14 protein-coding genes are annotated in these 12,334 nt (G+C 68.9%); 10 read left to right on the top strand and 4 right to left on the bottom strand.

Going from position 1 to position 12,334, the window contains the following annotated elements:
- Positions 1 to 53 precede the first annotated feature (53 nt).
- From J2P76_RS13475 to J2P76_RS13460, 4 genes are all read left to right on the top strand, one after another.
- On the top strand, positions 54 to 1,052 hold the full coding sequence (locus J2P76_RS13475) for an ABC transporter substrate-binding protein (RefSeq protein WP_207408208.1): 999 nt from the start codon (positions 54 to 56) through the stop codon (positions 1,050 to 1,052).
- Positions 1,049 to 1,822 carry an ABC transporter permease gene (locus J2P76_RS13470; RefSeq protein WP_207408207.1) on the top strand — a complete coding sequence of 258 codons (774 nt, stop codon included), beginning with the start codon at positions 1,049 to 1,051 and terminating at the stop codon, positions 1,820 to 1,822. Before J2P76_RS13475 ends, J2P76_RS13470 begins: the two co-directional genes overlap by 4 nt.
- A gap of 33 nt (positions 1,823 to 1,855) precedes the next feature.
- Entirely contained in the window at positions 1,856 to 2,719 is an 864-nt protein-coding gene (locus J2P76_RS13465; protein WP_207408206.1) for a transporter substrate-binding domain-containing protein, read from the top strand.
- Between the two features lie 66 nt (positions 2,720 to 2,785).
- Positions 2,786 to 3,385 (top strand): IMPACT family protein, encoded by a 600-nt coding sequence (locus J2P76_RS13460; protein ID WP_207408205.1) that lies wholly within the window; start codon positions 2,786 to 2,788, stop codon positions 3,383 to 3,385.
- A gap of 16 nt (positions 3,386 to 3,401) precedes the next feature.
- On the opposite strand, the gene trxA is transcribed toward J2P76_RS13460, so the two are convergent.
- The 3 genes from trxA to J2P76_RS13445 all read right to left on the bottom strand — a co-directional run bounded on the left by trxA (position 3,402) and on the right by J2P76_RS13445 (position 6,374).
- Entirely contained in the window at positions 3,402 to 3,779 is a 378-nt protein-coding gene (gene trxA, locus J2P76_RS13455; RefSeq protein WP_207408204.1) for a thioredoxin, read from the bottom strand.
- A 103-nt stretch (positions 3,780 to 3,882) separates the two neighbouring features.
- The gene (locus J2P76_RS13450; protein WP_207408203.1) at positions 3,883 to 4,905 is read right to left on the bottom strand and encodes an LLM class flavin-dependent oxidoreductase; all 1,023 of its coding nucleotides are present in this window, start codon (positions 4,903 to 4,905) and stop codon (positions 3,883 to 3,885) included.
- Positions 4,906 to 5,081: 176 nt separating this feature from the next.
- Positions 5,082 to 6,374, bottom strand: a complete 1,293-nt coding sequence (locus J2P76_RS13445) for an NCS2 family permease (RefSeq protein ID WP_207408202.1) — start codon at positions 6,372 to 6,374, stop codon at positions 5,082 to 5,084.
- 75 nt (positions 6,375 to 6,449) lie between these two features.
- Between J2P76_RS13445 and tsaD the strand changes: the two genes are divergently transcribed.
- Positions 6,450 to 7,496 carry a tRNA (adenosine(37)-N6)-threonylcarbamoyltransferase complex transferase subunit TsaD gene (gene tsaD, locus J2P76_RS13440; RefSeq protein WP_207408201.1) on the top strand — a complete coding sequence of 349 codons (1,047 nt, stop codon included), beginning with the start codon at positions 6,450 to 6,452 and terminating at the stop codon, positions 7,494 to 7,496.
- Between the two features lie 25 nt (positions 7,497 to 7,521).
- Here tsaD and plsY read toward each other — a convergent pair whose 3' ends face one another.
- Complete coding sequence (plsY, locus tag J2P76_RS13435) at positions 7,522 to 8,160, bottom strand: glycerol-3-phosphate 1-O-acyltransferase PlsY (protein WP_207408200.1); 639 nt, start codon at positions 8,158 to 8,160, stop codon at positions 7,522 to 7,524.
- A 181-nt stretch (positions 8,161 to 8,341) separates the two neighbouring features.
- Between plsY and surE the strand changes: the two genes are divergently transcribed.
- From surE to J2P76_RS13410, 5 genes are all read left to right on the top strand, one after another.
- Complete coding sequence (surE, locus tag J2P76_RS13430) at positions 8,342 to 9,100, top strand: 5'/3'-nucleotidase SurE (protein WP_207408199.1); 759 nt, start codon at positions 8,342 to 8,344, stop codon at positions 9,098 to 9,100.
- On the top strand, positions 9,085 to 9,900 hold the full coding sequence (locus J2P76_RS13425; RefSeq protein ID WP_207408198.1) for a protein-L-isoaspartate(D-aspartate) O-methyltransferase: 816 nt from the start codon (positions 9,085 to 9,087) through the stop codon (positions 9,898 to 9,900). The genes surE and J2P76_RS13425 overlap by 16 nt, the downstream gene beginning before the upstream one ends.
- 17 nt (positions 9,901 to 9,917) lie before the next feature.
- Positions 9,918 to 10,760 carry a peptidoglycan DD-metalloendopeptidase family protein gene (locus tag J2P76_RS13420; protein ID WP_207409207.1) on the top strand — a complete coding sequence of 281 codons (843 nt, stop codon included), beginning with the start codon at positions 9,918 to 9,920 and terminating at the stop codon, positions 10,758 to 10,760.
- Positions 10,757 to 11,536, top strand: a complete 780-nt coding sequence (locus J2P76_RS13415) for a 3'-5' exonuclease (RefSeq protein WP_207408197.1) — start codon at positions 10,757 to 10,759, stop codon at positions 11,534 to 11,536. Before J2P76_RS13420 ends, J2P76_RS13415 begins: the two co-directional genes overlap by 4 nt.
- 111 nt (positions 11,537 to 11,647) lie before the next feature.
- Positions 11,648 to 12,247, top strand: coding sequence for a hypothetical protein (locus tag J2P76_RS13410; RefSeq protein ID WP_207408196.1), 600 nt, complete (start codon positions 11,648 to 11,650; stop codon positions 12,245 to 12,247).
- Positions 12,248 to 12,334: the final 87 nt, after the last annotated feature.

The following is a 12,334-nucleotide window of genomic DNA, read 5'->3' as shown; positions in this document are numbered from 1 at the left end:
CGCGCGGCCGGATCCATTCCATACCTATTATTCCAAGCACTGGAGAGCACGTGATGAAAATGAAGCAATGGCTGGCCCTGCCGCTGGCCGCGGCACTGGTGGCGGCCGCCCCGGCCATGGCCGCCGAGAAATTCCGCGTCGGCTATCTGCGCGTCATGGACGACGCCCAGGCCATCGTGGCCCAGGAAGGCGACTTCTACAAAAAAGCGGGGCTGGACACCGAACTGATCGAGTTCAAGTCGGGCACCGACCTCATCAAGGCCATCGTGGGCGGCCAGGCCGACATCGGCGTGCTGGGCTTCACCAACGCGGTGGCCTGGGCCTCGAAGGGCGCCGACCTGAAGGTGGTGGGCGGCGCGCAGCAGGGCTACCACTCGCTGGTGGTGCGCGACGATGCCGGTATCGACAGCATCGCCGATCTCAAGGGCAAGAGCCTGGCTTCGCAAAAAGAGGGCAGCACGGCCGACGTCGTGCTCAAGGGCGTGGTGCTGAAAGAAGGCAACCTGCAGCCGTCCGACGTCAACATCATGGGCGTCAGCCCGGCGGTGGCGGTGCAGTCGCTGGTGGGCAAGCGCGTCGACGCCGCCTTCCTGTTCGAGCCCTATGACCGCATCGCCCAGCTGGTGGCGCCGGTCAAGCAGATCTACGAAGTGGGCCAGGCCTGGCCGTTCCCGTGCATGGTCGTGATCACCTCGGGCGAGGTGCTGGACAAGCGCAAGGATGACGTCTGGAAGGCGCTGGACGCGCAAAAGGCCGCCATCGACCTGCTGCAGCAGAAGCCCGACCAGGCTTCCAAGCTGATCGCCTCGTACTTCATCGCCGAACCCACCCTGAAAACGCGCGAGCGCGGCGAGCTGCCGCGCGAAACAGTGATTGCCGAAGCCATCAAGACCCAGGTCTTCACGGCCAAGCTCACCGACAAGGACACCGCGCGCATGCAGGAAATCGCCGGCATCCTGCAAGACCAGGGTTCGCTCAAGACGCGTGACGGCAAGCCGTACGACGTATCGAGCATCATCGACCTGTCCTGGCAAGAGGCGCGCAAGCTTTGAGTTCCTCGACCCGCGTAACCGGCCTGCGCAAGCACCTCGCGGGGGTGCTTGGCGTGGCCTTCATTTTTTTTCTGTGGCAGGCGGCCGCCTGGGCGCTGCCCGACTTCCTGATGCCGGGCGTGCCCACCGTGGTGAGCCGGTTGGTGCAGGACCTTGGCGAATCGTCCTTCCACCAGAGCCTGGTGGGCACGCTGGGGCGCCTGGGCGCCGGCTATGGGCTGGCGCTGCTGGCCGGCATCGGCTTCGGCCTGGTGGCGGCCGTGCTGTACTTCTTCCGCGAAGTGCTGCGCAGCGCCATCGTCATCCTGCAGTCGATCCCGTCCATCGCCTGGGTGCCGCTGTTTCTCATCGTGATGGGCTTCGGCAATACGCCCATCATCGTGGTCGTGGCGCTGGCGGCGTTCTTTCCCGCCGCGCTCAGCGTCATGAACGCCACGGAGTCGGTGCAGCGCGTGCATGTGTCGGCCGCCCGCGTCATGGGCGCCACGCCCTGGGGCCTGATCAAGCGCGTGTACCTGCCGGCCGTCATGCCCGAGCTCATCACGGGCGCGCAGCTGGCGTTCGGCAATGCCTGGCGCGCCCTGATCTCGGCCGAGATGCTGATCGGCTTCGGCAAGGGCCTGGGCCGCTCGCTGGCCTATTCGGGCGAGATCGCCGACATGACGGGCGTCATGGCCAATATCCTCGTCATTGCCATCCTGGCGGCGCTGATCGACCAGTTCGTGCTCGAAAACCTCAAGCACCGCCTGCTGCGGTATCAGTACGTCTAGAAAGGAACGGCGGGCGCGGGCCCGCCGCACGCCATGAAGCCCTGGTTGCGCTTTCTCATCCGTTGTGGCCGGCCGGCGCTGGCGGCGGCCGCGCTGGCGGGGCTGCTGGGCTCGCCGGCGCTGGCGCCCGCCGGGCCATCCAGCCAGCCTTTTGCGCAGGCGCGCGAGCGCGGCGCCCTGGTGGTGGGCGTGCCTTACCTGGCGCCGCCGGCCGCGGCGGGCGCCAAGGTGCGCACGCCCGAGCGGCTGGACACCGTCCTGGCGGCCAGGCTGGGCGAACGGCTGGGACTGCCGGTCACTGTGGTGCAGATCGAAGCGGGGCGGCGCGCCGCGGCGCTGGCCGACGGCACGGTAGACCTGCTGCTGGCCGACCGCGTCGCCGGGCAATCGGCGCCGGGGCTGGATGATCCGGGCGTGGCGGTGGTGCCGGCCGGCTACGAGGCCCGGCCCCGGGCGGTGATACGCAGCGATACTAAGCTGCGCAGCTGGCCGCAGGTCAAGGGCCGCAGTGTATGCATGGCCGGCGCCGCCTTCCAGGCGAGGGCCCTGGCAGAGCGCTGGGGCGCCACGGTGCGCACCTTCCGGGTGCCGTCCGACGCGCTGGTGGCGGTGCGCGAAGGCGCCTGCGACCTCGGCCTGATCGACGATGCCGCCTGGGAGCCGTTGATGCAGTTCCCCGAATGGAAAAAATTCTCGGCCACGCTGCCTCTGGATGGCCCCGGGGCAGAGCGCGTCTGGCTGGCGCGGGCCGCCGACGAGGCCTCGGTGCGCTGGCTGGCCGCCGCCATGCGCCAATGGCGCCAGCACGACGTCTGGACCGCCATGATCCGGAAATGGGCGCGCGACGTGGCCTTCGACGTCTACCTGGACCAGGAAGTGCCCGACTGCCACGGCTGAAGCTGCGAACGCAGGCGCGCGGCGTCACTGCCAGCCGGCCCGCCATGCGGCCTACAATCGCGGCGTATGAGCGACACACTCAGCGGGCCCTGCGCCTATTTCGAAGACATCAAGAAAAGCCGTTTCGAGGCCCATGCGGCGCCCGTGGCCAGCGTGGCCGAGGCGATGGCATTCTTCGCCGCGCACGGCGACCCGACGGCCACCCACAATTGCTGGGCCTACCGCATCGGCCAGGCCTATCGGTTCAATGACGACGGAGAGCCGGGCGGCACCGCCGGACGCCCCATCCTGCAGGCCATCGAAGGACAGGGGTTGGACCGGGTGGGGGTGCTGGTGGTGCGCTGGTTCGGCGGCGTCAAGCTGGGCGCCGGTGGGCTGGTGCGCGCCTATGGGGGCTGCGCCGCGCAATGCCTGCGCCTGGGGCCGCGCGTGGCCATCATCGAGACGGTGGCGGTGAACTGCCGCTGCGACTATGCCGAACTGCCGCTACTGAAGGCGCGCGCCGCCCAGGCGGGCGCATCGGTGCAGGCCGAGTCGTTCGACGGCGACGGCGTCGCGCTGACGCTGGCCGTTCCACGCGAGGCGCTGCAAGGGCTGGCGGGCACCGTGGCCGACATCACGCGCGGGCGCGCCCGCTGGCAGGTACAGGACCCGCCGGCTCCATAGCGCGCCCGGCGCCGGCCTACTTTTCGCTGCCGTCTTGCGCGGCGGCGATTTCCTGGTGCACCTTGGCCATGTCCACCGCCTTGATCTTCTCGAGCAGCTCGTCCAGTTGGCCGGCCGACAGGGCGCCGGGCTGCGAAAACAGCAGGACTTGCTCGCGAAACACCATCAGCGTGGGAATCGAGCGGATGCCCAGCGCGCCGGCCAGTTCCTGCTCGACGTCGGTGTTCACCTTGGCGAAGGTGACATCGGGGTTCTGCTCGGCGGCCTGCTCGAACACGGGCGCGAAGCCGCGGCAGGGGCCGCACCACGGGGCCCAGAAATCGACGATCAAGGTGTTGTCGGGCTTGATGGCTTCCTGGAAGGAATCTTTGGTCAGTTCAACAATGCTGCTCATGCTTGGCTTCCTTGCCGCCGGGTGGGCGGCGTCGATGGCCGGTTCGGCCGGTTGGGCGGGGTGGGCCCGCGCGGTTTCCCGCCCCGCAGGGCGGGCTGTACAGCTATGCGGCGGCCTGGGTGGCCGTGCCGGCGCCGTTTTTCAGTGAAGCAAGTATTTCGTACGACCGCAGGCGGTCGGCGTGGCGATAGAAGTCCGAAACAATCATGACCTCGTCGGCTTCGGTCTGTGCGACCAGTGCCTGCAAACCTTGTCTGACCGTATCGGGTCCGCCCACGATGGAGGCGGCCAGCTTCTGCTGCACGGCCTGGCGCTCCCATTCGTTCCAGACGCCGTCCATGCTGTCGACCGGCGGTTGCAGCGGCAGGCGGTTGCCGCGGATCAGCGACAGGAACTTCTGCTGCTGCGTGGTCGCCAGGTACTGCGCCTGCTCGTCGGTGTCGGCGGCGATGACCGGCACGCCGATCATGGCATAGGGGCGCTGCAGCGCGGCCGATGGCTTGAACAGGTGCCGGTACAGCCGCATGGCGGCCATGCCTTCGGGCGAGAAATGGCCGGCGAACGAGAAGGGCAGGCCCAGCTCGGCCGCCAGGCGGGCGCTGAAGTCGCTCGAGCCCAGCAGCCAGATCGGGATGTCCAGGCCGGCGCCCGGAATGGCGCGTACCGGTTGGCCGGGCCGGGCCGGGGCCAGCAGGGCGCGCAGCTCGTCGAGCAGCGCCGGGAATTCCAGGCCGCTGCGCGGGCCGCGCCGCAAGGCCTGCTGGGTGGCGCCGTCGCTGCCGGGCGCGCGGCCCAGGCCCAGGTCGATGCGGCCGGGAAACAGGCTTTCGAGCGTGCCGAACTGTTCGGCGATGATAAGCGGGGCGTGGTTGGGCAGCATGATGCCGCCCGACCCCACGCGCAGGGTCTGGGTGTGGGCCGCCACCTGGCCGATGATCACCGCGGTGGCGCTGCTGGCCACGCCGGTGATGTTGTGGTGTTCGGCCAGCCAGAAGCGCCGGTAGCCCCAGCGCTCGACATGCTGGGCCAGGTCGACCGTATTGCGGAACGCGCCCGCGGCATCGCCGCCTTGCACGATGGGTGCCAGGTCCAGCACGGAAAACGGCACGCGGGCCAGTTCGGTCATGGGGTGGGTCTCCAGGTCATGACAAGAAGGCGCCCGGATCGACGGGCGCCTGTTCTATACATGGAGAGTGTATCGGCGAAATCAACCCGTTGCCCGATCAACCTTGTGGTCGATCGGGTCGATAGCCTGGGTCAATGGCCCGCAAGCGGCGTGCCAGGGGCCGTCCGCGGCCGGGCTCAGCCCGGGAAGAACGCGTAGCGGATCACGAACAGCGCCGCCACCAGCCAGGTCGCGGCGTGCACTTCGCGGCCGCGGCCGGTGCAGGTTTTCAGCACGACATAGCTGATGAAGCCGAACGCCAGCCCGTTGGCGATGGAATAGGTAAACGGCATGACCAGCGCGGTCAGGGCCGCCGGCGTGGCTTCGGAAACGTCGTTCCAGTCGATGTCGATCAGCTCGCGCATCATCAGGCCGGCCACGTACAGCAGGGCGGGCGCGGTGGCATAGGCGGGCACCGAGCCGGCCAGCGGCGAAATGAACAGCGCGGCCAGGAACAGCAGGCCCACCACCAGGGCCGTCAGGCCGGTGCGGCCGCCGGCCTGCACGCCCGAGGCGCTTTCGACGTAGGCCGTGGTGCTGCTGGTGCCCAGCATCGAGCCGGCCACGATGGCGGTGCTGTCGGCGAACAGCGCGCGGCCCAGCCGGTTGGGCCGGTTTTCGGGCACCAGCCCGGCGCGCTTGGCAATGCCCATCAGCGTGCCGGTGGCGTCGAACACCTCGACCAGCACGAACACCAGAATGACATGCACGAAGCCGGCGTGCAGGGCCCCCATGATGTCCAGCTGCAGGAAGGTGGGCGCCAGACTGGGCGGGCTGGAGAACACGCCGTGGAATTCGTTGTAGCCCAGCGCCATCGACAGCAGCGTGACCGCCAGTATGCCGATCAGGATGGCGCCGCGCACGCGCAGCGCATCCAGCGAGGCGATGATGAAGAAGCCCAATATGGCGAACAGCGGCGCATGTCCGCGCAGGTCGCCCAGGGTGACCTTGGTGGCCGGGTGCGGCACCACGATGCCCGCGTTGGACAGCGCGATGATGGCCAGGAACAGCCCGATGCCGGCGGCGATGGCGCTGCGCAGCGAATGCGGAATGCCCTTGATCAGCCAGGCGCGCACGCCGGTCACGGTAAGCAGCAGGAAGATGACGCCCGAGATGAACACCGCGCCCAGCGCCTGTTCCCAGGTGTAGCCCATGGTCTTGACCACCGTGAACGCGAAGAAGGCGTTCAGCCCCATGCCCGGCGCCATGCCGATGGGCCAGTTGGCCACCAGCGCCATGATCAGCGAGCCCAGCGCCGCCGCCAGGCAGGTGGCCACGAACACGGCATTGCGGTCCATGCCGGTCGAGGACAGGATGTCCGGGTTGACGAAGATGATGTACGACATCGTCAGGAAGGTCGTCAGGCCGGCCACGATCTCGGTACGGGTGTTCGTACCGTGTTCGCGCAATTTGAATAGCTTCTCCAGCATTTTTCAGGTCCCCGGTGGTTGATCGGTGTGTGGTTATGAAGCCGCCATTTTCGCACCAGATGTAAACTTCCCGCCATGATCATCCTTGGCTTCGAAAGTTCGTGCGACGAAACCGGCGTGGCCGCCGTCAGCACCGAACGCGGCCTGCTGTCGCACGCCCTGCATACCCAGATCGCCATGCACCAGGAATATGGCGGCGTGGTGCCCGAGCTCGCCTCGCGCGACCACATCCGCCGCGCTGTGCCGCTGGCGCGCCAGGTGCTGGCCGAGGCGGGCCTGGGCTTGCAGGACGTCGATGCCGTGGCCTACACCGCCGGGCCGGGCCTGGCCGGCGCGCTGCTGGTGGGCGCCAGCGTGGCGCAGGCCTTCGCCTGGTCGCGCGGGCTGCCGGCCATTCCCATCCATCACCTCGAAGGCCACCTGCTGTCGCCGCTGCTCGACGACCCGCGCCCCGATTTCCCGTTCGTCGCGCTGCTGGTGTCGGGCGGCCATACACAATTGATGCGGGTCGACGGGGTGGGGCGCTATGCCCTGCTGGGCGAAACGCTCGACGACGCGGCCGGCGAGGCCTTCGACAAATCCGCCAAGCTGATGGGCCTGGGCTACCCGGGCGGGCCGGCGCTGTCGCGCCTGGCGGCCAGCGGCGACCCGCGCCGCTTCGCGCTGCCGCGGCCCATGCTGCACAGCGGCGACCTCGATTTCAGCTTCAGCGGCCTGAAAACCGCGGTGCTGACGCGCGTGAAAGAAGCCGAGCGCGCCGGCGGCCTGGACGAAGGCGCGCGCGCCGACCTGGCCGCCACCACCCAGGCGGCGATTGTCGAAGTGCTGGTGGCCAAGGCCGTGCGGGCGCTCAAGCAAACCGGCCTGAAACGGCTGGTGGTGGCTGGCGGCGTGGGCGCCAACCAGCTGCTGCGCGAGTTGCTGGCGCAGGCCCTGAAGCCGTTGCGCGCGCGCGCCTATTTCCCGCCCCTGGCGTTGTGCACCGACAACGGCGCCATGATCGCGTTCGCGGCCGCCGAGCGGGTCAAGGCCGGGCTGGCGCCGCTGCAGGCCGGCCAGCATGCTTTCACGGTCAGGCCGCGCTGGGACCTGGCCGATATCTGTGCCGACGCTCCGGCCTAGCGTGGACGGGCCCCGGGCCGGGCGGCTATTTCTTCTTGGCGCCGATGCGGCTTTCCGTGCCGGCCAGCAGGCGCGCGATATTGGCGCGGTGGCGGTAGAACAGCAGCAGGGTGATGATGGCCAGCGCCACGCCCACCGGCGCCTGCGCATACCAGGCCACGCCCGAGCCGAACAGGTAATACACCGGCGCGAAGAACGCCGCCACCAGCGCCGCCAGCGACGAATAGCGCGAAAATACGGCAATGATGACCCAGGTGGCCACCGTGGCCAGCGCCAGCCCGGGATGAACGGCCAGCAGGATGCCCAGCGCCGTGGCCACGCCCTTGCCGCCCTTGAAGCCCAGGAACACCGGGTACAGATGGCCCAGGAACGCGGCCAGCGCCACCAGGGCGAACACGGTCCAGGACAGGCCCGGCGCCAGCAGCTGGGCCAGCCACAGGGCGAACCAGCCCTTGGCGGCGTCGCCCAGCAGGGTCAGCGCGGCGGCCGCCTTGTTGCCGGTGCGCAGCACATTGGTGGCCCCGGGGTTTTTCGACCCGTAGCTGCGCGGGTCTTGCAGGCCCATGACTTTGCTGACCACCACCGCGAAGGGAATCGACCCGATCAGGTAGGCCAGCGCGATGAGCGCGGCGCTGAGGAAAAGCGAAGGGGCGGTCTGCACCATGGGAAGCGTCCATTGTGTAAGGGATCGTGGCTGCGGATTCTACCGCGCGGCCCGGGGCGGCGTCTGCGGGTTATCCATGAGAACCGCAGAGCGCGGCAGCTGCCGCTGTCATGCAAGCCGGCAAGGTTCCGGCGGTACAATCGGTCGCGTTTCATCGAGCGCGCTTTCTTCTGGATGCACAATGCGAATTCTGGTTTCTAACGACGACGGCTACACCGCCCCGGGCCTCGAGGCGCTGGTGCAGGCCCTGCAGGGGTTGGGCGAACTTACCGTCGTGGCGCCTGAAACCAACCACAGCGGCGCCTCGAATTCCCTGACCCTGAACCGGCCGCTTACCGTGCGTACCGCGGCCAACGGATTCGTGTGCGTCAATGGCACGCCCTCCGACTGCGTGCACGTGGCCCTGACCGGCCTGATGGACACGCGCCCCGACCTGGTCGTCTCGGGCATCAACAACGGCGCCAACATGGGCGACGACACGCTGTATTCGGGCACTGTGGCGGCCGCCGCCGAAGGCTATCTGTTCGGCATCCCGGCCATCGCGTTCTCGCTGGCCGAAAAGGGCTGGGCCCATATCGAGGCAGCCGCCCGCGTGGCGCGCCAGGTGGTCGAGCGCCAGATCGCCCAGCGGCTGGCCGCGCCGGTGCTGCTCAACGTCAATATCCCCAGCCGGCCGTTCGAGGCCCTGGGCGGCCTGCAGGTCACGCGCCTGGGCAAGCGCCATCCTTCCGAGCCGGTGGTGCGCACCACCACGCCCTATGGCGACACGGTCTACTGGATCGGGCCGGTGGGCCTGGCCGCCGACGCCGCGCCGGGCACCGATTTCCACGCCGTGGCCCAGGGCGCGGTATCGGTCACGCCGCTGCGGCTGGACCTGACCCAACACAGCCAGCTGGACGAAGTCCGGCACTGGGCGGAGCCGCTATGCGCAAGCCTGTGACTCCCCCCGGCAAGCCGCCGGGCGCGCGCGGCCCGCACTACGGCTCGACGGCCCTGGCGCCGGGCATCACGGCCGCCAACAGCAATACGCGCATCTCGCCGCCCACGCTGGCGCGGCCGGCGCCCGCCGGCGGCGCGGGCGGGCAGGGCGGCAACCTGGGCCTGAATTCCGACCGCCTGCGCCAGGCCATGGTGCAGCGGCTGCGCACGCAGGGCATTACCGACGAGCGCGTGCTCAACGCCATGGCCGCCGTGCCGCGCCACCTGTTCGTCGACGAAGCGCTGGCCAGCCGCGCCTACGAAGACGCCGCGCTGCCCATCGGCCATTCGCAGACCATTTCGCAGCCATGGGTGGTGGCGCGCATGATCGCCGCGGCCTGCGAAGACCGCAGCCCCACGCGCGTGCTCGAAGTCGGCGCCGGGTGCGGCTACCAGGCCGCGGTGCTGGCGCAGTTCGTGCGCGAAGTCCACGCCATCGAGCGCATCCGCGGCCTGTTCGAACTGGCGCGCGCCCATCTGCGCGCCTTGCGCCTGGCTACCCGCGTGCGCTTGATCCACGGCGACGGCATGCTGGGCCTGCCCGGCGTGGCGCCGTTCGATGCTATTGTTGTGGCTGCGGCCGGTCTGGCCATTCCGCAAGCGCTGCTGGACCAGCTGGCGCCGGGCGGACGCCTGATCGCCCCGGAAGGTGCCTCCAACCAGAGGCTGGTGCTCATTGAACGCACCGGCGCCTCGAACTGGAAGCGCACCGAGCTCGAAGCCGTGCGTTTCGTACCGCTGAGGGCAGGAATACAATCTTGAGCAACCAGGAGAAGCACATGCTCAACGGGCAGTTGCCACTGACCGACTTTTCGTTTTCCGCGGCGCGTGCCGCACGCTTGCCGCGAGCCGCCTGGCTGGCCGGCATGTTCGGCCTGGCACTGCTGGCCGGGTGTTCGTTCACCAAGAACCGCGCCCCCGTCGTCGACCTGTCCAACCAGCCGGCTGCCGCGCAGCCTGGCGGCACGTACGTGGTCAAGCCCGGCGATACGCTGTACCAGATCGCCCGCAACAACAACGTCGATGTCAACGAGATCAAACGCTGGAACAACATCACCGATCCCACCCAGCTGGCCGTGGGCCAGGTGCTGAAGCTGTCGGGCAGCGGCGCCGCCGCGTCGGCCGCCACCCCGTCGCCGGCGCCCAGCGCCGAACCCAAGCCCATTCCGCTGGGCGAGCCTGAAACCCCGCCGGCCACCACGCCGCCCGCCGAAAGGCCCGCGCCGGTGCCCACGCCGCCGCGCGCCTCCGATGCCAGCCTGATCAGCTGGGGCTGGCCGTCCAGCGGCCCGGTCATGCAAACCTTCAACAGCAGCACCAAGGGCATCGACATCGGCGGCGCCCTGGGCGATCCGGTCGCCGCGGCCGCCGACGGCAAGGTCATGTACAGCGGCAACGGCGTGCGCGGCCTGGGCAACCTCATCATCATCAACCACCAGAACGGCTTCATCACCGCCTACGCGCACAACCGGACGCTGCTGGTCAAAACCGGCCAGACCGTCAAGCGCGGCGCCAAGATCGCCGAAGTCGGCCAGACCGACACCACCTCGCCGCGCCTGCACTTCGAGATCCGCCGCCAGGGCACGCCGGTCGACCCGCTGCAGTACCTGCCGCCGCGATGACGCCCACCCTGGTCTTCGACCTGGAAACGCTGCCCGACACAGACGGGCTGCGCAAGCTCAACGGCTGGGGCGCCGACGTGCCCGATGCCGAGGTCGCCGAACGTGCCTTCCAGGCGCGCCGCGAGGCGGTGGGGCACGATTTCCTGCCGCTGCACCTGCAGCGCATCGCGGTGATCGGTTGCGTGTTCCGCGATGACCAGGGCTTCCGCGTCAAGACGCTGGGCCAGCCCGACGACCCGGAAGCCGCTCTGATCAGCGGCTTCTTCAAGACCATCGAACGCTATACGCCGCGGCTGGTCAGCTGGAACGGCTCCGGCTTCGACCTGCCGGTGCTGCATTACCGCAGCCTGATACACGGCGTGCCGGCCCCGCGCTACTGGGACACCGGCGACGACGACCGCGAATTCAAGTTCAACAACTACATCAGCCGCTACCACAACCGCCACATCGACCTGATGGACCTGCTGGCCAAGTACAACGGCCGCGCCAATGCGCCGCTGGACGAACTGGCCAAGCTTTGCGGCTTTCCCGGCAAGCTGGGCATGGACGGCGGGCAGGTATGGCCGGCCTGGCAGCAGGGCAAGGCCGACGAGGTGCGCGCCTACTGCGAAACCGATGTGGTCAACACCTGGCTGGTGTATTGCCGCTTCCGCTTTCTGCGCGGCGAGCTCGACGCGGCTGCCTACCAGGCCGAAATCGACCTGGTGCGCGACACGCTGTCCGCCAGCGAGGGCGCCCACTGGCGCGCTTACCTGGCGGCCTGGGACGCGGACTGAACGGCCCGCGCGGCGCTGCAACCGACTGAAATATCGCACGCGCCCAAGAAATCCACTCGTAACGGGCCCCGGCCCACAATGGTCTCGCGTTCACTTTTTCAGGAGACCACTATGTCCCGATACGCGATCCGTTCTTCCCTTGCTGCCCTGGGTTTTGTGGTGGCCGCCGCCGGCCTGTCCGGCACCGCCCTGGCCGCGCCCGATGCCGATTCCGTGCGCCACGAACAGGGCCGGCACTACGACGGCAAGCATGGCCGCCATCACATGGGCATGAAAATGCGCGATGGCTTCATGATCCCGGGCGTGGGTCCGCTGTCCAAGAAGCAAGTCGAATCGCTCAAGCTCGATGCCAAGCAGCAGGCGGCCTTCGATGCGGCAAAGCAGGCGCAGGGCGAACTGCACAAATCCATGCGCGACGCCGGCGCCAAGCGGCACCAGCTGCTCGATAGCCAGCTGGAAAGCGGCAAGCTCGATCCGCGCGCTCTGGCGGCCCGCGAAGACGAAGGCCGCGGCCAGTTCCGCGAGCAGGCCGAGCAAGTGCGCGGCAAATGGCTGGCCGCCTGGGATACTCTGAACGACAGCCAGCGCCAGCAGGTTGCCGAGCTGGTCAAGGCGCGCCAGGCCCGCATGAAGGAACGCGTTGCCAAGATGCAGGCCCGCCACGCCGGCAAGGCGGCTCCCGAGGCGGCACAGACTGCTCCGGCCAACTGATCCCCTGAGAGGGTGTCCCCAGGAAAGGTGTCAGGCTCCGCAAGAGCCTGACACCGCTGTGCGCGGCAGCTGTTTCAGCCGTGCGGT

The organism is Bordetella petrii, from assembly GCF_017356245.1.
In the GTDB taxonomy this organism is placed as follows: domain Bacteria; phylum Pseudomonadota; class Gammaproteobacteria; order Burkholderiales; family Burkholderiaceae_B; genus Bordetella_A; species Bordetella_A petrii_D.
This window is presented reverse-complemented; position numbering and strand designations above follow the sequence as displayed.